Below are 21,625 nucleotides of genomic sequence, written 5' to 3' on the forward strand. Positions count from 1 at the left end.
GACCAGGCTGTCGTTGACGGCAACCGGTGCATCATTTACCGGCGCGACGTTGACGGTCACGGTGGCGGTGTTGGAGGTCAGCGCCCCATCGGTCACGGTGTAGGTGAAGTCAGCGACGCCATTGAAGTTGGCGTTAGGGGTAAAGGTGACGGTGCCATCAGGGTTGAGCACAGCCGTACCGCCATTGCCGCTGGTGACACTGGCGATGGTCAGGGTGTCGCCATCGACATCGCTGTCATTACTCAGCAGGTCATTKGCTGTGTAGGTGATCGGRGTGTCTTCGCTGGCGACCAGGCTGTCGTTGACGGCAACCGGTGCATCATTTACCGGCGCGACGTTGACGGTCACGGTGGCGGTGTTGGAGGTCAGCGCMCCATCGGTCACGGTGTAGGTGAAGTCAGCGACGCCATTGAARTTGGCRTTCGGGGTGAAGGTGACGGTGCCGTCAGGGTTAAGCACGGCTGTACCGCCATTACCGCTGGTGACACTGGCGATGGTCAGGGTGTCGCCATCGACATCGCTGTCATTACTCAGCAGGTCATTAGCTGTGTAGGTGATCGGGGTGTCTTCGCTGGCGACCAGGCTGTCGTCGACGGCAACCGGTGCATCGTTCACTGGCGCGACGTTGACGGTCACGGTGGCGGTGTTGGAGGTCAGCGCACCATCGGTCACGGTGTAGGTGAAGTCAGCGACGCCATTGAAGTTGGCATTCGGGGTGAAAGTCACTGTGCCGTCAGGGTTAAGCACGGCTGTACCGCCATTACCGCTGGTGACACTGGCGATGGTCAGGGTATCGCCATCGACATCACTGTCATTACCCAGCAGGTCATTGGCTGTGTAGGTGATCGGTGTGTCTTCGCTGGCGACCAGGCTGTCGTTGACGGCAACCGGTGCATCGTTCACTGGCGCGACGTTGACGGTCACGGTGGCGGTGTTGGAGGTCAGCGCACCATCGGTCACGGTGTAGGTGAAGTCAGCGACGCCATTGAAGTTGGCATTCGGGGTGAAGGTGACGGTGCCGTCAGGGTTGAGCACGGCTGTACCGCCATTGCCGCTGGTGACACTGGCGATGGTCAGGGTGTCGCCATCGACATCGCTGTCATTACCCAGCAGGTCATTGGCTGTGTAGGTGATCGGGGTGTCTTCGCTGGCCGACAGGGAATCATCCACAGCTATCGGAGCATCATTTATAGGCGTGATCGAGCCATTGACTACTGCAGAGCTGCTTAGCGCACCATCAGTAATCGTATAAGTGAAGCTTATTGGGCCGTTGTAGTTCGCATCCGGAGTGAATATCAGTTGGCCGCCGGTTAAGGTGACCGAGCCATTGCTGACGATGACTGTGCCACCTTCAGTGATTGCCTGGCCATCAACAGCACTGATTGTCAGCGTATCGCCGTCCAGGTCGTTGTCATTATTCAGAACGTCAATGCTGACGCTGCCATCTTCGTTAACAGTAAATGTATCGGCAACAGCGCTGGGAGCCCTATTGGCTTGAGGGGTATTTCCGCCTAGGGCATTGCCATCTGTAGGGTTCTGGGCGTCAGTCAGGGCCCCCAGTTGTTCATCTTGTCCGTTGCCCGCGAAGCCCAAGCCTTGTGTTTCGAATCCAATCGTCGGGTCAAGGCGTTGACCGGTTTCCCCGAGCATCACAAAACCATGCCCACCACCTGCTCCCCCACCAGTGCCACCACTCGTGCTGGGGCCTGCTGCCGGGGCTTCAAGATCAGCAGTGGGGTCAAAGCCTGCGGCCAATGCCTGCTCTAACTCCGGGTTCTGCTTGACTGTGTTTTCTTCTACCTGAACCTCAGTGGAAGCCGCCTGCCAGTTGCTGTTCTGCGACACATTAATCACTTCGCCGCTCGTCAGCTGTAGTGTCACTTCACCGCCCAGCCCGGTCAGAACCTGTTCACCCATGAGCAGGCGTTCGCCTTCAAAGATCTGTCGCTTGAGACCGTCAAGAGATACAGCAAACACTTGGCCTACGAGGCTTTTGACAATGGCGACGATATTGCTCATGGATGAAGCTCCGAAAATGGCACGCGTTGTTAATAGGGAGATTGAAGCAGTCAGTGCTGTGGTTTCGTTGCGACAGCGTTTTGACTTAATACCGTGTCATGTTTTTGGCTTATTCCTTTTTGGAATTGAATATATGCCAAAGTATTGACCATCTGCTCGCGATGATAAACAATGCCGCGCCTGATGTCACTTTGATATTGATCGGCGGGTAAATGGTGTGTGCTGAGCGTATGCCTGGCCTCGTATCCCTCGCCACTTTGCGTCAAGCGCGTCGCCTCTTCGTTGTTCTAAGTCACTAGCCCAGCCTGAAAGGAATTTCATTTAATGCGTTTTTTTGCACTGTTCCCTCTTGCTCTTGCGGTATCGATGGCTGCCCATGGCCAAACGCTTAATCAAGCCATGCAAAGTGCCCTCGAGGTGCATCCGGAGATTCAGGCGGGGATTAATGCGCGCTTGTCGGTTGAAGAACAGATGAAGGCCGCCAAGGGCGGTTACCTGCCGCGAGTTGACCTGTTGGCCGGTTATGGCCGTGAAGGCACTGACAGCCCGGGTACCCGCGGGCAGAACCACAACACCGAGACCCTGACTCGCGGTGAATCCAGCCTGCGTCTGCAACAGATGCTGTTCGACGGTTTTGCCACCAGCAGTGAAGTCGGCCGCCAGCGCGCTACGGTGAATGCCCGTGCTTATGAGCTGCTGGGTACTTCCGAGCGCACTGCGCTGACGGTGGCGCAGGTTTATCTGGATGTGCTGACCCGTCAGGAACTGGTGCGTCTGGCCGAGAGCAACCTGGCCAGCCACGAACGTATTTATGACCAGATCACCCTGCGCAGCCAGAGCGGGGTAGGGCGTACTGCTGATCTCGATCAGGCCGAAGCGCGTCTGGCTCAGGCCCGCAACAACCTGATCACCGAGCAGACCAACCTGGCGGATGCGCTGGTCAACTATTTCAGCGTGGTTGGCCGTGATGCCAGCGAGCTGAGCCCGCCGTCTGGTTTGGCTGGTCACCTGCCGGAAAGCCTGCAGGCGGCGCGCCAGGAAATGCTCGCCAACAACCCGTACCTGAGTTCGGCCGAGGCCGATGTGCAGGCCAGCGAGCAGCAATATGAGGCGGCCAAGTCGAGTTTCTACCCGCGCCTGGATGCCGAGCTGTCGCGCGGTATGGACAACAATATCGATGGGGTCAGCGGCCATAGTAATGAATGGCGTGCGATGTTGAACATGCGCTACAACCTGTTTGCCGGCGGCAGCAACAAGGCCGACCTGCAGTCCAAGGCCTATCAGACCAACCAGGCCATGGATATCCGCAACAACGCCTTGCGCGTGTTGAATGAAGACCTCGGTCTGGCCTGGAATGCTCTGGAAAACGCTCGCCAACAGTTGCCGATTGCCCAGCAGTACGTTGACTACAGCAGCCGCGTGCGCGAGTCCTACCAGAAGCAGTTCAGTCTCGGCGACCGCACCCTGCTGGATTTGCTCGACAGTGAAAACGAGCTGTTCACCGCCTCGCGTCGTCTTGAGGAAGTGCGTTACACCGAGCTGTTTACTCAATACCGGATCAAGGCCACCATGGGCTCCCTGCTCAAGAGCCAGGGTGTAGTCGCGCCGATGGCCGCCGCACCACTGGACGAGATCAAGGCCCAGGCCAACTTGCCGGGTCTGAACTGAGCCCAGTCGTTGATGAGTAAAACCCAGTGGCAGTAGACCCAAGCCCGATGCAAACCCGTAGCGATCCCCGTGATCGCTACGACGACCCTCTGCTCGACAGCCTGTTGTCGCTGTGCGGCCTGCACCAGAAGTCGGTCAGCCGCGCCATGCTCACCGCAGGCCTGCCGCTGCCTGAGCAGCGCCTGAGTGCCGAGTTGCTGCCGCGTGCGGCGGCGCGTGCGGGTTTGCAGGGGCGCTGGTTGCGTCGTGGCCTGGAGAAGATTCCGGCCCTGGCGATGCCGGCCCTGTTGCTTTTGCACGATGGCCGCAGCGCCATTCTGTTGGGTTGGGATGATGTGGGTCGGGCGCGCATCATGCCCAGCGAAAGCGAGGGCGGCGAGGTGCGCGTCAGTGCCGAGGCGCTGGCCGAGGATTACAGCGGTCGGGTGTTCTTTGCTCAGCCGCAGCACAAGTTCGATTTCAACCGTGGCGAGCTGATCCCGCGTGCCACCTCCTGGTTTCGCGACACCCTCAAACGCTCGCGCTGGCTGTATATCGATGCCATCGCAGCAAGTTTTCTGATCAACCTGATCGGCCTGGCCACGCCGCTGTTCGTAATGAACGTGTACGACCGCGTGGTGCCCAACCAGGCCGAAGCCACCCTGTGGGTGCTAGCGATTGGCATCACCGGGGTGTTCTTCTTCGACCTGCTGCTGAAGACCCTACGCGGCCTATGCCTGGATCTGGCAGGCAAGAAGACCGACCTGATCATCTCCGCCACGCTGTTCGAGCGCATCGTCGGCATGGCCATGAAGTTCCGCCCGGCGCGGGTTGGCAGCTTCGCGCAGAACATCCACGAGTTTCAGAGCCTGCGCGACTTCCTCGCCTCGCTGACCTTGGCCAGCGTCATCGACCTGCCGTTTACCCTGTTGATTCTCGCGGTGATCGCTATGATCGGCGGCCATCTGGTGTGGATCCCAGTGCTCGCCTTCCCGCTGGTGGCCTTGATCGGCTGGGCCTTGCAGCGCCCGCTGGCCGAGACCATGCAGCGCACCATGGCCCTGGCCGGTGAGCGTCAGTCGAGCCTGATCGAGAGCCTGGCCGGGCTGGATGCGGTCAAGGTCAATAACGCCGAAAGCGAGCGCCAGTACCTGTGGGAACAGACCATCGGCACCCTCAGCCGTTTGGAGCTGCGCGCGCGCATGCTTTCCAGCCTGGCGATGAACGCCACCATGCTGCTGCAGCAACTGGCGGGTGTGGTGGTGATCGTGCTCGGTGTGTACCAGATCATCGATGGCAATCTGAGCATGGGCGGGCTGATTGCCTGCTACATGCTCAGCAGCCGCGCGCTGGGGCCGTTGACGCAGATATCAGGTTTGCTCACGCGCTATCAACAGGCGCGGGTGACCCTTGAATCGGTTAACCAGATGATGGAGCTGCCGCAGGAACGCCACGCCGATGAACGCCCGCTCAAGCGCCAGTCGCTGCAAGGCGCCATCGAGTTCCGCCAGCTGGAGTTCCATTACCCGGATCAGCAACAGGCTGCTCTGCTGGGCATCAATCTGGTGGTTCGCCCCGGCGAGAAGATCGGCATCATCGGCCGCAGCGGTTCGGGCAAAAGCTCGCTGGCCAAGCTGATTGTCGGCCTGTATCAGCCCGATGGCGGCAGCCTACTGGTCGATGGCATCGATGTGCGCCAGCTGGATGTCAGTGATCTGCGGCATAACATCGGCTATGTGCCGCAGGATATTCAGCTGTTTAGCGGCACCCTGCGCGACAACCTGGTGTCCGGCGCGCGCTATGTCGAAGACGAGCTGGTGTTGCAGGCCGCCGAATTGGCTGGCGTGCACGAATTCGCCCGGTTGCATCCGAAAGGCTATGAACTGCAGGTTGGCGAACGTGGCCAGAACCTCTCCGGCGGTCAGCGGCAGAACGTCGCCCTGGCGCGCGCGCTATTGCTCGACCCGCCGATTCTGCTGCTCGATGAGCCGACCAGCGCCATGGACAACACCGGTGAAGAACGCCTCAAGCAGCGCTTGTCTGCGGTGATCGGCACCAAGACCCTGTTGCTGGTCACCCACCGTGCCTCGATGCTCAGCCTGGTCGACCGGCTGATCATTGTTGACCGAGGGCAGATCATCGCCGACGGGCCGAAAGGTAGCGTGATGGAAGCGCTGAAGAAGGGGCAGATCAGTGTCAGCTAACGCGCCTGAGAAAAGGAGCCTGCGTCAGGCCGTTGCGGCTTATTTCGGCAGCCACGATGAGCTGGGCGATGAGCCGCTGCCAGAGGTCAACAAAGCGTTGATCGAGGATGCGCCACGGGTGGTGCGCCTGACCATCTGGGGCTTGATCGCCTTTGTGGTGTTCTGCCTGTTGTGGGCCAATTTCGCCGTGGTCGATGAAGTGACCCGAGGCGACGGCAAGGCGATTCCGTCCTCGCGGCTGCAGAAAATCCAGAACCTGGAAGGCGGCATCGTCGCCGAGCTGTTTGTCCGCGAAGGGCAGATTGTCGACGTTGGCGATCCACTGCTGCGCCTGGACGACACCCGTTTTGCCTCCAACGTCGGCGAAACCGAGGCGGATCGCCTGGCCTTGTTGCTGCGCGTGGAGCGCCTTAGCGCCGAAGTGCAAGACCGCGAACTGGTGGTGACCGATGAGGTGCGCGAGAAGGCCGGCGGCCAGGCGGATAACGAAATCCAGCTGTTCAACAGCCGCAAGCAGCAATTGCTTGATGAAGTGGCCGGCCTGGAAGAACAGTTGATTCAACGGCAGCAGGAGCTGCGCGAGTTTGCCTCCAAGCAGGGGCAGTTCCGCAACAGCCTTAGCCTGCTGCGCCAGGAAATCCAGATGTCCGAGCCGTTGGTGGCCGATGGCGCGATTTCCCAGGTGGAAGTGCTGCGTCTCAAACGCGCCGAAGTAGAAGCGCGCGGCCAGCTGGAGGCCACTACTCTGGCGATACCGCGCGCCGAGTCGGCGATCAAGGAAGTCGAGCGCAAGATCGATGAAACCCGCGGGCGTTTTCGTAGCGAGGCGCTGACCGAGCTCAACGAGGCGCGCACCGAGCTGAGCAAAATCCAGTCAACAGGCAAGGCGCTGGAAGATCGGGTCAACCGCACTCTGGTGATTTCACCGGTGCGCGGCATCGTCAAACAGCTGCTGGTCACCACCATCGGCGGGGTGATACAGCCAGGTAGCGACCTGGTGGAAATCGTGCCGCTGGGGGAAAACCTATTGGTCGAAGCGCGGATTCGTCCGCAGGACATTGCCTTCCTGCATCCGGGTCAGGAGGCGATGGTCAAGTTCACTGCTTATGACTACACCATTTATGGCGGTCTCAAGGCCGAGCTGGAACAGATCGGCGCCGACACCGTGACCGACGATGATGGCAATAGCTTTTATGTGATCAAGCTGCGCACCAACAAGAGCCACCTGGGCACCGAGGAAAATCCGTTGTTGATCATTCCCGGCATGGTCGCGTCGGTGGACATCATCACCGGCAAGAAAAGTGTGCTCAGTTACCTGCTCAAACCGATTATTCGCGCCCGCAGCGAGGCGTTGCGCGAGCGCTAGGTTGCAGATTCTGCCCACAAAAAAGCCGCAGCTAGCTGCGGCTTTTTGCTGTCTGCGGGGTTACTCGACAAACAGTTGTTGCACCACCGAGAAGTCCTGCTTGCCCTTGCCTTGCTTGAGCAGCAGGCGATACAGCTGCAACGCCAGGGCGCCCATGGGCGTGCTGCTGCCGCTGGCTTGGGCGGCTTCCTGGGCCAGGCCCAGGTCCTTGGCCATCAGTTCGGCCATAAAGCCGCCGCTGTAGCCTTTGGAGGCCGGGGCGTTTTCCATCACGCCGGGCCAGGGGTTGTACTTCTCCAGCGTCCAGTTGCCGCCCGAGCTCTGGCGCATGATCTCGGCCAGTACTGCCGGCTCCAGGCCGTTGGCTACGCCCATGGCCATGGCTTCGGCGGTGGCAATCATCTGCACTGCCAGCACCTGGTTGTTACACACCTTGGCCACTTGCCCTGCGCCATCCGGGCCGGCGTGGAAGATATTCTTGCCCATGGCCTCGAAGATCGCCCGGGCTTTTTCCAGCGTGGTTGCTGCGCCGCCGATCATAAAAGTCAGGGTGCCCGCTGCTGCGCCGGCTGTGCCGCCGGACACGGGCGCGTCGAGCAGTTCGATACCGCGCGCGGCCGCCGCTTGATGCACCTTGCGCGCCGCTTCCGGGGCGATGGTCGAGCATTCCAGTACCAGACTGCCGGGTTTGAGCGCGGCTAGCAGGCCGTTATCACCCAGGTACAGGCCTTCGACATGGCGGCTGGCCGGCAGCATGCTGACCACCACATCGGCATCCTGCACCGCATCCAGCGCGCTGCTGGCCGCTTGCGCGCCGTCTTTGGCCAGGTCTTCGACGGCTGCTTGCAGCAGGTCGAAGACCCTTAGGTTGAAGCCGGCCTTGAGCAGGTTGCGCGCCATGGGCAGGCCCATATGGCCGAGGCCGATAAAAGCGATTGTTGTCATTGTTATGCTCCTGTCGCGCTGAATAAGTGACCGTTGCCGGGTTACAGGTCTGCCAGTGGATGGGCGCCGTCCCAGGCTGGGGCGAAGTGCGCGTCGATCACCTGCTGCGGAATACTCGCCACATCCGGCCAGTGCCAGCGTGGCGCGTGGTCCTTGTCGATCAGCCGCGAGCGCACGCCTTCGGGGAATTCCGGGTGACGGCAGCAGTTCAGGCTAATGGCGTATTCCATCTGGAATACTTCGGCCAGGGACTGATGCTTGGCCCGCTTGATCTGCTCCCATACCAGGTGCCCGGTCAGCGGGCAGCCGCCGGCCAGGGTCTTGGCTGCGCGGGCCAGCAGCAGGTCGCTGTCGCTGTGCAAGGCGCTGATGGCATTCCAGGCGTGGGGCAGGTCGGCGCTGTCGAGCAGCTCATCGATGCGCGCGCGGCGCGGCAGCCATTGGGCTTCCGGCAGCTCGGCGAGGGCCTGATTTTCCAGGGCCTTGAGCAGGCTGTGCAGTTGTTGCGGGCTCTGCTCCTGCCAGTTGAGCTGGGCCAGGCCATCGAGCAAGTCGTCCTGCTGGCTGTCGAGCAGCACGCGGTCGGCCAGGTCCAGATCCAGCGCATCTTTAGCGTTGATACTGCTGGCGGTCAGGCCGAGAAACAGGCCGAGCTTGCCCGGCAGGCGCGCGAGGAACCAGCTGCCGCCGACATCTGGGTACAAACCTATATTCACTTCCGGCATGCCCAGGCGGCTGCCTGGGGTGACGATGCGGATTGCGGCGCCCTGCATCAGGCCCATGCCGCCGCCCAGCACATGGCCGTGGGCCCAGCAGATAAAGGGTTTCGGGTAGGTGTGGATGCGGTGGTCGAGGCGGTATTCGTCAGCAAAGAAGCGTCGCGCCAGCGGCGGGATTTCGCCCGGGTGCTCGCGGCACTGATGCACCAGCTGCACCACGTCGCCGCCGGCGCAGAAGGCTTTAGGGCCGTTGCCGCGCAGCATCACGCAGGCGATGCTCGGGTCGTCCGCCCAGGCCTTGAGCTTGGCATCCAGCGCTTCGATCATCGGCAGCGACAGGGCGTTCAGGCTCTTCTCGGCATCCAGGCTGGCGATGCCGATGCGGTAACCGTGTTGGGCGGGGCGTTCTTCGAATTGCACATTCATCGTGGTTGTCACCCTGCGGATTATTTATTGCGCCACTGCGGGTCGCGTTTTTCCAGGAAGGCGTTGACCCCTTCGCGGGTGTCGTCGGCGTCGAACAGGTCGACAAAGCGCTCGCGCTCTTCACTTAGCCAGGTGTTCGGGCTGCGTTCGCGGGCGCCCTGAATCAGCGGCTTGATGGTGCGCACTGCCACTGGGCTTTGCCGCGCAACCTTGGCCGCCAGCAGCAGGGCATGACCAMGGGCTTCGCCGCTGTCGACTACTTGCTCGACCAGACCGATGCGCAGGGCAGTTTCCGCATCGACGCGTTCGCCGCACAGAATCATCCGTTTTGCCCAGCCCTCGCCGATCAGCCAGCTCAGGTGCTGGGTGCCGCCGGCGCAGGGCAGCAGGCCTACCGTGGCTTCCGGCAGGGCCATTTGCGCCTGGCGTTCGGCGATGCGGATATCGCAGGCCAGGGCGCATTCCAGGCCGCCGCCCATGGCGTAGCCGTTGATCGCGGCAATCGATACGCCACGGAAATCGCGCAGCGCCTCGAAGGCTTCGCCGAAGCGTCGGGCCATCTCGCGGGCACGGGCCTTGTCGCCATCGGCGAACAGCTTGAGGTCGGCGCCGGCGCTGAAGAACTTACCGCCCTGGCCGGTAATCACCAGGGCGTAGATGTCATCGTCGCGGTTGAGGTGTTCAACCAGCAGCTTGAGGCCGATCAGCGAGTCGCGATCCCAGGTGTTAGCCGGCGGCTGGTTGATGGTGATCAGCGCGGTATGGCCGTGCTTTTCCACGGTGAGCTTGTGGGTCAGGTCAAACACGCCTGGGTTGTAGGCTTCGATGGCGTTGCTCATAACGGTCCTCGTCAGGTTGCTCCCCTCGCCCTTTGGGAGAGGGGCTGGGGGAGAGGGCTGCGGGCGACGCCGACCCTCTCCCTAACCCTCTCCCCGAGGGGAGAGGGAATTAAAAGCTACAGCAAGCGATCGAGCATGCCGCCCTGATCCAGCAGGCGGCGAGCGATGATCACCCGCATGATCTCGTTGGTGCCTTCGAGTATCTGGTGCACGCGGCTGTCGCGCACCCAGCGTTCCAGCGGGTAGTCGTTGAGGTAACCGTAGCCGCCGTGCAATTGCAGGGCTTCGTTGCACAGGGTGAAGCAGTGATCGGTGGCGAAACGCTTGGCCATGGCGCAATACAGGCTGGCTTCGCTGTGGCCGTGGTCCAGCTTGTGTGCGGCCAGGCGCACCATCTGCCGGCTGGCGGTCAGATCGGTAAGCATATCGGCGAGCTTGAATTGCAGTGACTGGAAGTCACTCAGCGGCTTGCCGAACTGCTTGCGCTCCTCGACGTAGCGCAGCGATTGTTCCAGCGCCGCTTGTGCCGCGCCCAGCGAGCAGCTGGCGATATTGATGCGCCCGCCATCCAGGCCCTTCATCGCGTAGACAAAGCCCTGGCCCTCGGGCCCGATGCGGTTGCCCGCCGGAATACGCACGCCTTCAAAGGTGATGGTGCGGGTCGGCTGGGCGCGCCAGCCCATCTTCAGTTCGTTGCGCCCGTATTTGACGCCCTCGGCGTCGGCCGGTACCAGGAAGCAGGACACGCCCTTGGCGCCGCTTTCTTCGCCGGTGCGCGCCATCACGATCAGCACATCGGTGGAGCCTGCGCCGGAGATAAAGCACTTGCTACCGTCCAGCACGTAGTCATCGCCATCGCGTTTGGCGCGGGTGCGCAGGTGCGCGGCGTCGGAGCCGGCATCCGGCTCGGTCAGGCAGTAGGAGGCGAGCAACTCGCCGCTGACCAGGCGCGGCAGCCAGGCATCCTTCAGCGCCTGATCGGCGAAGGAGGCGAGCATCCACGAGGCCATATTGTGGATGGTCAGAAACGCCGTGGTGGCGATGCAACCGGCCGATAGCTGCTCGAAAATCAGCGATGCGGACAGGCGGGACAGGCCAAGGCCGCCATCGTCTTCCTTGATATACAGCGCCAGGTAGCCCTGCTCGGCGGCGCGCTTGATCACATCCACCGGGAAGTGGTGGTCGCGGTCCCAATCGGCGGCATGCGGGGCCAGTTCACGGCTGGCGAATTGGCGGGCGCTGTCTACCAGCAGGCGTTGTTCATCGCTGAGTTCGAAATCCATAAGTCCTCATTGCAGGGTCAGGGGTTGCCCGGCGGCGCGTCGTTCGGCCTGCCATTCGGCGAGGCTGGGTGCCGCTTGGGTGGCGTCGAGGCGATCGACGATTTCAAAGTAGTCTTGTTTGAGCGGGTCTTTCAGCACTTCGGCGCGCGCTTTGACTTTGACGGCATACACCGTCTGCAGGTTCTGGTGGTCGAGGGTGCGCCAGGTTTGTTGATCTTTGAGCAGCTGATAGCTGTGGCCTTCCAGGGCCTTGATCAGCGCTTCGCTGTCCAGGCTGTTCGCTCGTTTGGCGGCATCGGCCCACTGATAGACGATGCTGTAGGCCGACGCGGCAGAGCTGGATGGGTACATCGCGTAGCGTTCGCTGAAGGTTTTGACGAAGGCTTCGCCGCGCACAGATTTCTCCAGCGCTGGTACGCGCCAGGTCCAGGGTTCAGTGCCGATCACGCCTTCCATCAAACCGGGGCCGCCTTGCTCGACCATGCTCTGGGTCAGGTTGGGCGCAACGATCTGCATGCGTTCGGTCAGGCCCAGATCCTTGGCGATGCGCATGGCGCGCACTAGGTCTTCACCGAACAGCACCAGGGCCAGCACTTCGGCATTGCTCGATGCGGCCTGGGTCAGGGCATCCTGATAGTCGGCCAGGCGGGCGCCGGGGAAGCTCACCTTGAGCCCCGGATGCTGGCCGCTGTCTTCGCTGCCGGTGGTCTGGCGCAACGAGCTTTCCGTGGTGTGGCCCCAGGTGTAGTCGGAGGTGATATAGAAGTAGCGTTTGTTCGGCAGGTTCTTGCTCAGGTATTGGCCCAGCACCCGCGCGCTCATCCAGGCGTTGTTGCACTCGCGGAACATATAGCGGTGGCCGTCCTTGCCGGTGGTGTCGTTGGAGTAGGTGAGGGTGCCGAAATACAGCAGCCCATGCTGCGCCGCACGCTTGCCGGAGGCGATGGCCACCGCGCTGGATGAGCCGCCAAACAGCATGGCCGCGCCTTCGCTGGCCAGCTTGTCGACGTTCTTCACCGCCTTGGCCGGACGCGATGCGGTGTCCTTGCTGGACAGACGCAGCGGACGCCCGAGCACACCGCCCTGGGCGTTGAGCTCGTCGATGGCCAGCAAGGCTCCGCGCATCTGTGCCAATCCTTCTTCCTTATATGGGCCGGTACGTGGGTAGTTGAGGCCGAGGGTAATCGGCTCAGCCGCCTGTGCACAGGCAGTAAGCCCGGCCCATAGGGCCAGGGCGGTGGTCAATCGTTGCATGGCAGTTCTCCTTGTTCTTGTTGTTGGAACTCGGAGAACTTTTTACGCCATTGGACTTATTGTTGAGATCGTCTATTGGTCTAACAGATCGCTGAAAAACTACTGCGCTCGGCCATGCTGCGTTGAAATCAGGCTCGGCCTGCTCATGTACAGCTCGTACACTCCGCAGCCCCGCCAGATTTCGCCTTGCCTTGCCATCGCTCGCTACCTTTTTCAGCTGCCTGTCGACGTTGTTATACCGTTCTTATTTCAACTGAATGGTCATATTTGCGCCGGCTACGGAGTCTTCATCGAACCAGCGGCTGGTGACCGTCTTGGTTTCGGTGAAGAAGCGCACGCCCTGTTTGCCGTAGGCGTGCAGGTCGCCGTAGAACGAACCCTTCCAGCCGGTGAAGGAGAAGAACGGCAGCGGTACCGGCACCGGTACGTTRATGCCCACCTGGCCGACCTCCACCGCGTGCTGGTAATGCCGCGCTGCGCCGCCGGAGCGGGTGAAGATCGAGGTGCCGTTGCCGTAGGGGCTGGCGTTGACCAGTTCGATGGCTTGTTCCAGCGTATCGACTTCCATGCACACCAGCACCGGGCCGAAGATTTCTTCGCGGTACAGGCTCATCTTGCTGGTTACGCCGCGAAACAGCGTGGCGCCGATCCAGTTGCCGTTGGGGTAGCCCTCGACCGCGCAGTGCGAGCCGTCCAGCAGGCATTCGGCGCCTTCGGCTTTACCTTCGGCGATCAGGCGCAGCACGCGCTGCTTGGCCTGCTGGCTGATCAGCGGGCCGAAGGCCGCGTGGCCATCGGTCCAGTAACCTGGTTGTAGGTCGGCCATCTGCGTCTGCAACTCGTCGATCCATTGCTTAGATTCACCGACAAACACCGCCACGCTGATTGCCATGCAACGCTGCCCGGCCGCGCCGCAACTGGCGCCGACCAGATTGCTCAGCACCTGCTGCTTGTTGGCGTCGGGCATGATCACCATATGGTTCTTCGCCCCGGCAAACGCCTGCACGCGCTTCAGGTGTGCGGTGCCAGTACGGTAGATGTGCTGGCCAACCGGCACCGAACCGACGAAGGAAATGGCGCGGATATCCGGGTGGGTGAGCAGGCTGTCGACCACCTCGCGGGCACCGTGCAGCACCTGCAACACACCCTTGGGCGCGCCGGCTTCGATAAACAGCTCGGCCAGGCGGTTAGGCGTCAGTGGGTCCTGTTCGGATGGCTTGAGAATAAAGGTGTTGCCGGCGGCGATGGCCAGGGGAAACATCCACAGCGGAATCATCGCCGGGAAGTTGAACGGGGTGACGCCGACGCATACGCCCAGCGGCTGAATCCAGCTGGCGGTGTCGATGTCGCGGGCCACGTTCTCCATGGTCTCGCCCATCATCAGGCTGGCGATATTGCAGGCTTGCTCGACCACCTCGATGCCGCGCCAGACATCGCCCTTGGCATCGGCCAGGGTCTTGCCGGTTTCGCCAGCGAGAATTTCCGCCAGTTCGTCGTGGTGTTCCTTGAGCAGATGCTGGTAGCGCAGCATCACCCGCGCACGGTCGGAGACTGGCACTTCGCGCCAGGTCAGGAAGGCAGCCTTGGCACTGGCGATCGCCGCTTCGATTTCCTCGGCGGTGGCCTTGGGTGCCAGCGCCAGGACTTCCTGGGTCGCCGGGTCGGTGACTTCGATAAATTCGCGGGCGCGGCTTTCGCGCCATTCACCGTCGATCAACTGTGGGATTGCCTTGGCCATGCCTTCCTCCTGCGAACCTCAGGGTGGGCTCGATTGTTGTTTTGTCAGTGTTATAGCCGCCTTGCTCGGCTTTGTGGATTGACGATCTTGGCCTGCAGATGGACTATCTTGGGATTTAATCTGTAGCCCGGATGCAATCCGGGAACATTTCTCCCGGATTGCATCCGGGCTACTTGAGTCCCCCAATGCGCACTTTTGTTGATACATCCAACTGGCCACTGCCGGCCAACGGCGTGCGCTTTATCACGCCGCCCAGGCTGCGCCGCCTGCTGGCAAAGCATCCCTTAGGGCAGGGCTGTTATCCCCTGGCCCTGGGGTACTATCCCGAAGCCCAGGGGCACCGCATGCATCGCCCGCAGCCGGAGGACCATTTGCTGATCTACTGCCGCGCCGGGCAGGGCTGGCTGGAGACAGCGGATGGACGATTAGCTGTTAGTGGTGGCGATCTGCTGCTGTTGCCAAAAGGCGTGATGCACGCCTACGGCGCGGACGTGGACAAGCCCTGGACGCTGTACTGGGTGCATTTTGACGGTGAGCTGGTGGCGGACTTTCTCAAGCCCCTGGGCAAGGGGCCGCTGTGGCGCATCGGCGTGCAGCCGCGCCTGCTGGCCGAGTTCGATGCGCTGCTTAACCTGCGCAAACAGGGCTTGAACCTGGCGCACTTCGTTCATGCCGCGCACCAGTTGCAGGTGCTACTGACCTCCCTGGCCGTGCTGCCGGCACGCACCACCCTGAAGTCCGGGCGGGTGCTGGATGTGGACGCGGTACAGGCGGTGATGCGCGCCCATTTGCACGACTCGCTAAATCTCGATGAGCTGGCCGCGCAGTTCAAGCTGTCGCGCTTTCACTTCGCCAAAACCTACCGCGCCCTGACCGGGCATGCGCCGATTCAGGACTTTATCCAACTGAAAATGGCCCACGCCTGCCGCCTGCTCGATGAAGGCGAGCAGGGCATCCGCCAGGTCGCCGAGCAGCTGGGCTATGACGACGTGTATTACTTCTCGCGGCTGTTTCGCAAAGTTGTCGGTATGGCGCCCAGTCATTACCGGGCGCTGCATCAGGGGTGAGTTAGAGGTTTGCAGGGGGAGGTGGCTGATTTCGGTCAGAGGCTGCTGGTGGCGTCGGAAAATAAATCAGTCTCCTTTCTAATTCGTCGGATGGGCTGCAGGCCTCATTGTATAAGTAAGCGATCACGTAGTTCATGGTCACGCTTATGGGGAATTCAGGGGTAGTAGTCATTCCGATTACTCACCATTAATATCCAATTGTCGATATGTCGCCTCTATTGGGTTGCTAAGAACAAGATCGTCGGGGGTGTTAAATTCTTCTATATAAATAGAGTCTATAATTCGATCAGAGTAGCCGATAACAAGCTCGGCGGAAAACTGTGTTCTAAAAGTCTTGGATGCAATCGTTTCCAAAACAAATACGTACCTTCCGTCCTCATGATCAAAAGGACTTCTATCGTAATCCTTGATCGATTCAAGGGTGTCCACTCTCACCGAAAATGCAATGTCATATACGCAATATTGACTATCAACAGATAGCAGGTTTTTGCTAACAAACGCTAGCTCAGAATACTCTACGAAGTCGAGATCAATCTCCACCCCGTCAGAGTCAACGATATCTACATCCATGCCTTCAAGAGACTCTCTAGCCAAGCCTAGAACCTGATCAGAAACTTTCGAGTAAGCGGTTTCTGCGAACTCTGCAGGCTCAATCGCCTTCGCCTTATTTACCGCATCCATAAGCTCGTCAAGAGACTCACTACAAATCAAATTTGGATATTCCTCAGAGAACCTATGCATATCCCTGTCGTTTGTTAAGATGTGCACTGGCCAATTCCGACCTTTGGACAATGAATTTATTGCCAAAAGAACGTATGCGTCTGCAAATTCCTTTCTCTTCTCCCCTATAGCGAAAGGTGGTTTAAGATTGAAGTATCTATCAAATACCTGGGTCGCACTTACTGTTTCTATCGAGACGTGTTCAACATTTTCACCAGTGATGAATTCGTCAAAGTTTTTATTTAGCACACCCTCAATTTCTGAAGTGTTGATGTCTGAAAATATTCCATGAGCTGGGAGGTTTGGAGTGTTGCGAAGAATCATCGCATTCTTCTTGATTTTTTTAATTTCCCTTACGGCACTTTCTGCTTTTTCTTTTATATGCGCCCTTACCTCGCCAATAGTCGGGTCGGTAATCAAGAGGTGGATTTCATCTTCTTCCACTAGTTGCTTGAATGCTTTTAAAGCATGCGTTGAGAATTGAAAGTTCTTTCCTTCGTATATGTTTGTGTCAAGAAAGACAATTCTAGATTTCAGTTCCACTTGATGTTCCTTAACTGTCAATTAGATACGAACTATTGTGCGCCATAGTCAAGCCACTTAAAACAATAAGGGACAGGCCACGGTTTTCGCGAGATTTAATCGTGGCCTGTCTCCTGTTTTCTTCACAAGTCCGCTCAACCCCATTGTTGGGCTTCGCTGCGCTCAACCACAACCTACGCGGCCACGCGCCGCCAGCCTTGACTTGCCTCGGTGCCTTCCTTAGCGTGCCGCTTCCGTTTGTTTACGCAGGATTCAGGCATGAGCGCCGCCGATAACGTCAAACTCGAAGCCGGCTGGAAGGCCGCGCTGCATGCAGAATTCGAGAAGCCCTATATGCGTGAGCTGGGCGATTTTCTGCGTAGCGAGAAGGCCGCAGGCAAGCAGATTTATCCGCCTGGCTCGCTGATCTTCAATGCGCTCAACTCCACGCCGTTGGCGCAGACCAAGGTGGTAGTGATCGGTCAGGACCCTTACCACGGCGAGGGGCAGGCCCATGGCCTGTGCTTCTCGGTGCAGCCTGGGGTGAAGACGCCGCCGTCGCTGGTGAATATCTATAAAGAGCTTAAGCGCGACCTGAATATCGACATTCCCGACCACGGCCACCTGCAGCATTGGGCGGAGCAGGGTGTGCTGCTGCTCAACACTTCATTGACGGTGGAGCACGGCATCGCTGGCTCCCACGCAAAGATCGGCTGGCAGACCTTTACTGACAAGGTGATTGAGGTGGTCAGTCAGCAGCAGGAGCGTCTGGTGTTTCTGCTCTGGGGCGCCCATGCGCAGAGCAAGGAAAAGCTGATCGATACCAGTAAGCACCTGGTGCTGAAATCCGTGCACCCTTCGCCGCTGTCGGCGCACCGTGGCTTTATCGGCAACGGCCATTTCAGCCGCACCAACAAGTTCCTCCAACAGCATGGGCTAAGCCCGATTGACTGGCGCCTCCCCGAGTCGGCTTTCTAGAGCCTGTTTATGATCTCGCGAGCTAGAGTCATGCAAGGCAAAAACAGGCGAGGAAGCGGAGTTTACTGGTGTAAATGAGCATTCCGAGCGTGTTTTTAACGCAGCAGGACTGACGCGCAGCAGATCGTAAGCAGGTTCTTAGGCGCTGCACTGCTGCTCGGCAAGATCCCTGCGCAGGTCGCGCAAACGGTGATTGAGGCGCTCGCGTTGCGCCTCATCGCTGCTGCTCAGCAGCTGACTGAACAGCGTGGCCAGCGCCTTGCGTGAGCGGCCATAGTTGGCGCGGTACTCGTCGCTATAAAAGCTCTCGCGTTGTTGCAGCAGGCGGGGCAGCCGTTCGGCAAAGTCCGCGCTGTCGCGTTCGGCAACCACCTTGCGCAGCTCGGCCTGCCACAGTTGCCGATTCTCCAGCCACAGGCGGTTTTGTTCGCCGAGGCCATTGGCCCAGGTGGCGATATGTTCTGTCTGCGCAGTGTTCAGGCGGCCGAACCAGGGCCGCAGGCGTTCTTGCATACGTGTCTGGCGTTCGCTGAGCTGGGTGGCCAGGGGTGGGTCGAGAAAGTCCTGGCGGTCTTCCAGGTTGTCTTCATCCAGCGCTGCGTAGAGTTCGCTGACTTGTTGCTCGCTCAGTCCCTGTAGCAGCTCGATGGCGGTGGGGGTGATCTCGACGCTGATGCGTTTGAGCGCGGCATCGAACTGGGTGAATTGCTCAAGCAGTTGAGCGCTGTCCGGTTGCGGCTGGGCCAGGATGCTTTCGGTGGTCTGCAGCCAGTCGATATAACGCGGCAGCTCGGCGCTGCAATGCCATTGCAGATGCGTCTGCAAACGGGGTTTGAGCCAGGCCTGCTGCTGACTGTTGAGATTCAGGTAATCGTTCAGCCGCCAGGGCACCAGCCAGTCCAGGTTGCGGTACGCCAGGCCGATACGGCTGCAGGCGCTAACCAACAGGCTCAGGCAGAGCACTAGCAGCAGGGTTTTCACGGCGGGCCAGCGCAGTACGCTCATTGAGGATGCCTCGGTGGTGAAGGCCTGAGAGTACCGCCGTCGCCTGCGCCTGAGTGGCAGCGGACATATCTGTTAAACAAAAACTGCTGCGTTGCGGACAAAGATGAGCGAGCACAAGGGCTGGGCGGAGGGTTTGAAATCTTTATCGTGACGGCCTTGGATGACGGTCCAGACAGTAGGATGGGTGGTAACCCATCAGCCAATTGATGGGTTACCACCCATCCTACGGTTCTACTGCGATGGTGGATGAAAACAGCGTCATCCACCCTACATAGCTCTGGCATTGCGTAATGCGGGGATCGCCTGCAGGCAAAAAAGAGCCCGCACAAGGCGGGCTAAACGTGGTCGTCAAAAGCGTTATGCGTTGCGTTGCCAAAGCCTGAATAACGGCTCGGCGAGAAACATCACCAGAAACAGGCGCAGCACCTGCAAGGCCGTTACCAGCGCCACCGAGAGCTGCAGGGCTTCTGCGGTCAGGCACAGTTCGGTGATGCCGCCGGGCATCATGCCGAGCATCAGCGCATTCTGGTTTTCCCCGGCCAGCCAGCCCAGGCCTTGGCCAAGCGCCGCAGCGGCGAGCATGGCGAGCAGGCAGAACAGCAGGATGCGTGCGAGAAAGCCCGGTGCGCTGCGAAAGAAGTTGCGGTCGAAGTGGCAACCCAGGGCGCAACCGATCAGCCATTGGCCGACCTGGCCGAGACCATCGGGCAAACCCAGATGCAGATCGAAGCTGACACTGGCCACTGCGCAGACCGTTAGCGGGCCAAGCATCCACGGGTTGGGTTGGCCCAAGCGCCCCCACAACCAAGCCAAAAGCGCGCCAGCCGGTAGCAACACCGCCAGCCAGGGCCAGCTTACCGGCGCCGGTATGGGTGGCGCGATGGGCGGCAGGCTCCAGGTGAAGATCGCCGGAATCAGCAGCACCACCAGCAGCAGACGCAGGCTATGGGCGGCTGCCACCTTGGCGGTTTCGGCGTTGTGCCGCTGGGCCAGGTTGACCATCTCACTGGCGCCGCCTGGCATGCTGGCGAAGAACGCGGTGGCGCGATCCAGGCCGGCGCGGCGCAGCACGACAATGCCGATCAGGCTGAGCAGGAGGGTGAGCAGGGCGCCGAGCAGGATCACGCCGAAGTGGCTGAGCAGTTGACCGAATACTTCACTGGTGAAGTGCAGGCCGATGGCGCTGGACACCAGCCACTGGCCGGTCTTGCGACCGCCCGGCAGCTCGCTGATCAGCCAGCCGCTGCAGCGGGCGGCGATAACCGCTAGCAGCGAGCCGATGATCCACGGTAAAGGCCAGCCGATCAGGCTGGCCAGGGCGCCACCGGCCAGCCCCACCAGCGGGGTGGCCCACCAGCTTTGCCAGCCGGTGAGCACGGGCAACTTAGGCATTGGCCAGTTGCGCCGCACGGCGCGCACGCCACCAACGCAGGCCGGGCAGGGCCAGCATCAGCGCGGTGAGTGCCCACAGGCACAGGCTGATCGGGCTGTTCCAGAGGATGCTCAGGTCGCCGGCGGAGATCGACAGGGCGCGGCGCAGGTTGTCTTCCATCAACTCGCCGAGAACGAAGCCGAGGATCAGCGCCGACAGCGGGAAGTCCAGCTTGCGCAGGATATAGCCGAAGACGCCGAGGCCGATCATCAGCACCAGGTCGAAGGTGGTGCTGTGCACCGCGTAGACGCCGACCATGCTGATTACGGTGATCGCCGGCACCAGCACCCAGTTGGGCACGCTGAGCATGCGCGAGAACAGGCCGACCAGCGGAATGTTCATCACCAGCAGTATCACGTTGCCGATAAACAGCGAGGCGATCAGGCCCCAGACCACATCCGGTTGCTGTTCGAACAACAGCGGGCCGGGGGTGATGTTGTACAGCGTCAGTGCGCCGATCATCACCGCCGTGGTGCCCGAGCCCGGTACGCCGAGGGTCAACATGGGGATCAGCGAGCCGCAGGCCGAGGCGTTGTTCGCCGCTTCCGGCGCCGCCAGGCCGCGCAGATCGCCGTCGCCGAACTTGCCGTTCGGGCCAGCCATGCGCTTCTCGGTCATATAGGTCATGGCACTGGCGATGGTCGCGCCGGCACCGGGCAGGACGCCGATAACGAAACCGGCCACAGCGCTGCGCACCATGGTCCAGAAGGTGAAGCAGAACTCTTTGAAGTTGAACAGCAGACGGCCGCTGGCCTTCACGGCTTTCTGGCCGTTGTGGGTTTTTTCCAGCATCAGCAGCACTTCACTGACACTGAAGAAGCCGATGACCACGATAACGAACTGGATGCCGTCCGACAGGCTGACGCTGCCGAAGGTGAAGCGGTACACCCCAGTGGTCGAGTCCACGCCAACGGTGGCCAGGGCCAGGCCGATCAGGGCAGCCATCAGGGTTTTAACCGGCTTGTCGCCGACCATGCCGCCGAGGCAGGCAATGGCGAAAATCATCAGCACAAAGTATTCGGCAGGGCCGAAGGCCACCGCCCAGTTGGCCAGGATTGGCGCGAACAGCACCACACCGCAGGTGGCAATCATGCTGCCAATAAACGAGCTGACGGCCGACAGCGACAGGGCGATCCCGGCCTTGCCCTGTCGGGCCAGCGGATAGCCGTCGAGGGTGGTCATCACCGCTGCGGCGTCGCCCGGTACGTTGAGCAGAATGGCCGAGATACGCCCGCCGTATTCACAGCCCAGGTACACGGCGGCGAGCAGGATCAGTGCAGTTTCCGGCGACAGGCCGAGGGCGAAGGCCAGCGGCAGCAGCAGCGCCACGCCATTGATTGGGCCCAGGCCCGGCAACAGGCCGACGATGGTGCCGACAAAGGCACCGAACAAGGCCACCAGCAGGTTTTCCGGTCGCGTGGCGACTTCGAAGCCTTGCATCAAGAAATTCAGGGTTTCCAT

17 protein-coding genes are annotated in these 21,625 nt (G+C 60.6%); 6 read left to right on the forward strand and 11 right to left on the reverse strand.

Translation table 11 applies throughout. From position 1 onward, the window contains the following. Positions 1–1,650: tandem-95 repeat protein (locus tag P3C18_RS16855; RefSeq protein WP_275963213.1), on the reverse strand; the 1,650-nt coding region annotated here is incomplete at its 3' end. Here P3C18_RS16855 and P3C18_RS16860 point away from each other — a divergent pair. The 4 genes from P3C18_RS16860 (at position 1,561) to P3C18_RS16875 (ending at position 7,236) form a co-directional block, all read left to right on the forward strand. Then, positions 1,561–1,767 carry a hypothetical protein gene (locus tag P3C18_RS16860; protein ID WP_275963229.1) on the forward strand — a complete coding sequence of 69 codons (207 nt, stop codon included), beginning with the start codon at positions 1,561–1,563 and terminating at the stop codon, positions 1,765–1,767. The genes P3C18_RS16855 and P3C18_RS16860 overlap by 90 nt on opposite strands. Before the next feature lie 576 nt (positions 1,768–2,343). Next, positions 2,344–3,687, forward strand: a complete 1,344-nt coding sequence (locus P3C18_RS16865) for a TolC family outer membrane protein (protein ID WP_275962988.1) — start codon at positions 2,344–2,346, stop codon at positions 3,685–3,687. Between the two features lie 47 nt (positions 3,688–3,734). After that, positions 3,735–5,870: a type I secretion system permease/ATPase gene (locus P3C18_RS16870; protein ID WP_275962989.1), complete on the forward strand. Its 2,136-nt coding sequence runs from the start codon at positions 3,735–3,737 to the stop codon at positions 5,868–5,870. A gap of 19 nt (positions 5,871–5,889) precedes the next feature. Then, entirely contained in the window at positions 5,890–7,236 is a 1,347-nt protein-coding gene (locus P3C18_RS16875; protein WP_275963214.1) for an HlyD family type I secretion periplasmic adaptor subunit, read from the forward strand. A 60-nt stretch (positions 7,237–7,296) separates the two neighbouring features. Here P3C18_RS16875 and mmsB read toward each other — a convergent pair whose 3' ends face one another. The 6 genes from mmsB to P3C18_RS16905 form a co-directional block, all read right to left on the reverse strand. Beyond that, the gene (gene mmsB / locus P3C18_RS16880; protein WP_346015637.1) at positions 7,297–8,187 is read right to left on the reverse strand and encodes a 3-hydroxyisobutyrate dehydrogenase; all 891 of its coding nucleotides are present in this window, start codon (positions 8,185–8,187) and stop codon (positions 7,297–7,299) included. Positions 8,188–8,222: 35 nt separating this feature from the next. After that, positions 8,223–9,326 carry an enoyl-CoA hydratase/isomerase family protein gene (locus tag P3C18_RS16885; RefSeq protein ID WP_275962991.1) on the reverse strand — a complete coding sequence of 368 codons (1,104 nt, stop codon included), beginning with the start codon at positions 9,324–9,326 and terminating at the stop codon, positions 8,223–8,225. A 20-nt stretch (positions 9,327–9,346) separates the two neighbouring features. Then, positions 9,347–10,165 (reverse strand): enoyl-CoA hydratase, encoded by an 819-nt coding sequence (locus tag P3C18_RS16890; protein ID WP_275962992.1) that lies wholly within the window; start codon positions 10,163–10,165, stop codon positions 9,347–9,349. Positions 10,166–10,281: 116 nt separating this feature from the next. Further along, the gene (locus tag P3C18_RS16895; RefSeq protein ID WP_275962993.1) at positions 10,282–11,448 is read right to left on the reverse strand and encodes an isobutyryl-CoA dehydrogenase; all 1,167 of its coding nucleotides are present in this window, start codon (positions 11,446–11,448) and stop codon (positions 10,282–10,284) included. Positions 11,449–11,454: 6 nt separating this feature from the next. Further along, on the reverse strand, positions 11,455–12,702 hold the full coding sequence (locus P3C18_RS16900) for an ABC transporter substrate-binding protein (RefSeq protein ID WP_275962994.1): 1,248 nt from the start codon (positions 12,700–12,702) through the stop codon (positions 11,455–11,457). 244 nt (positions 12,703–12,946) lie between these two features. Continuing rightward, on the reverse strand, positions 12,947–14,440 hold the full coding sequence (locus P3C18_RS16905) for a CoA-acylating methylmalonate-semialdehyde dehydrogenase (RefSeq protein WP_275962995.1): 1,494 nt from the start codon (positions 14,438–14,440) through the stop codon (positions 12,947–12,949). 185 nt (positions 14,441–14,625) lie between these two features. Between P3C18_RS16905 and P3C18_RS16910 the strand changes: the two genes are divergently transcribed. Beyond that, the gene (locus P3C18_RS16910) at positions 14,626–15,507 is read left to right on the forward strand and encodes an AraC family transcriptional regulator (RefSeq protein ID WP_275962996.1); all 882 of its coding nucleotides are present in this window, start codon (positions 14,626–14,628) and stop codon (positions 15,505–15,507) included. 177 nt (positions 15,508–15,684) lie between these two features. Here the strand turns inward: P3C18_RS16910 and P3C18_RS16915 are convergent, their stop codons facing one another. Then, on the reverse strand, positions 15,685–16,770 hold the full coding sequence (locus tag P3C18_RS16915) for a PIN domain-containing protein (RefSeq protein ID WP_275962997.1): 1,086 nt from the start codon (positions 16,768–16,770) through the stop codon (positions 15,685–15,687). Between the two features lie 258 nt (positions 16,771–17,028). Here P3C18_RS16915 and ung point away from each other — a divergent pair, with 258 nt between their 5' ends. Next, a complete protein-coding gene (gene ung, locus P3C18_RS16920) occupies positions 17,029–17,727 on the forward strand; it encodes a uracil-DNA glycosylase (RefSeq protein ID WP_275962998.1) in 699 nt (232 codons plus the stop codon). Positions 17,728–17,865: 138 nt separating this feature from the next. Here the strand turns inward: ung and P3C18_RS16925 are convergent, their stop codons facing one another. The 3 genes from P3C18_RS16925 to P3C18_RS16935 form a co-directional block, all read right to left on the reverse strand. Continuing rightward, positions 17,866–18,732 (reverse strand): DUF6279 family lipoprotein, encoded by an 867-nt coding sequence (locus tag P3C18_RS16925; RefSeq protein ID WP_275962999.1) that lies wholly within the window; start codon positions 18,730–18,732, stop codon positions 17,866–17,868. Positions 18,733–19,089: 357 nt separating this feature from the next. After that, positions 19,090–20,124 carry an AbrB family transcriptional regulator gene (locus tag P3C18_RS16930; RefSeq protein WP_275963000.1) on the reverse strand — a complete coding sequence of 345 codons (1,035 nt, stop codon included), beginning with the start codon at positions 20,122–20,124 and terminating at the stop codon, positions 19,090–19,092. Beyond that, a complete protein-coding gene (locus P3C18_RS16935) occupies positions 20,117–21,625 on the reverse strand; it encodes a tripartite tricarboxylate transporter permease (protein WP_275963001.1) in 1,509 nt (502 codons plus the stop codon). Before P3C18_RS16935 ends, P3C18_RS16930 begins: the two co-directional genes overlap by 8 nt.

The sequence above is a fragment of the Pseudomonas sp. 1928-m genome, assembly GCF_029269135.1.
Taxonomy (GTDB): Bacteria; Pseudomonadota; Gammaproteobacteria; order Pseudomonadales; family Pseudomonadaceae; genus Aquipseudomonas.

Excerpts from the sequence above, each read along its gene's own strand:
- P3C18_RS16895 (WP_275962993.1), bottom strand. The coding sequence starts at position 11,448 with ATGGATTTCGAACTCAGCGATGAACAACGCCTGCTGGTAGACAGCGCC.
- P3C18_RS16910 (WP_275962996.1), top strand. The coding sequence starts at position 14,626 with ATGCGCACTTTTGTTGATACATCCAACTGGCCACTGCCGGCCAACGGC.
- ung (WP_275962998.1), top strand. The coding sequence starts at position 17,029 with ATGAGCGCCGCCGATAACGTCAAACTCGAAGCCGGCTGGAAGGCCGCG.
- P3C18_RS16930 (WP_275963000.1), bottom strand. The coding sequence starts at position 20,124 with ATGCCTAAGTTGCCCGTGCTCACCGGCTGGCAAAGCTGGTGGGCCACC.
- P3C18_RS16870 (WP_275962989.1), top strand. The coding sequence starts at position 3,735 with ATGCAAACCCGTAGCGATCCCCGTGATCGCTACGACGACCCTCTGCTC.
- P3C18_RS16900 (WP_275962994.1), bottom strand. The coding sequence starts at position 12,702 with ATGCAACGATTGACCACCGCCCTGGCCCTATGGGCCGGGCTTACTGCC.
- P3C18_RS16885 (WP_275962991.1), bottom strand. The coding sequence starts at position 9,326 with ATGAATGTGCAATTCGAAGAACGCCCCGCCCAACACGGTTACCGCATC.
- P3C18_RS16935 (WP_275963001.1), bottom strand. The coding sequence starts at position 21,625 with ATGGAAACCCTGAATTTCTTGATGCAAGGCTTCGAAGTCGCCACGCGA.
- P3C18_RS16865 (WP_275962988.1), top strand. The coding sequence starts at position 2,344 with ATGCGTTTTTTTGCACTGTTCCCTCTTGCTCTTGCGGTATCGATGGCT.
- P3C18_RS16925 (WP_275962999.1), bottom strand. The coding sequence starts at position 18,732 with ATGAGCGTACTGCGCTGGCCCGCCGTGAAAACCCTGCTGCTAGTGCTC.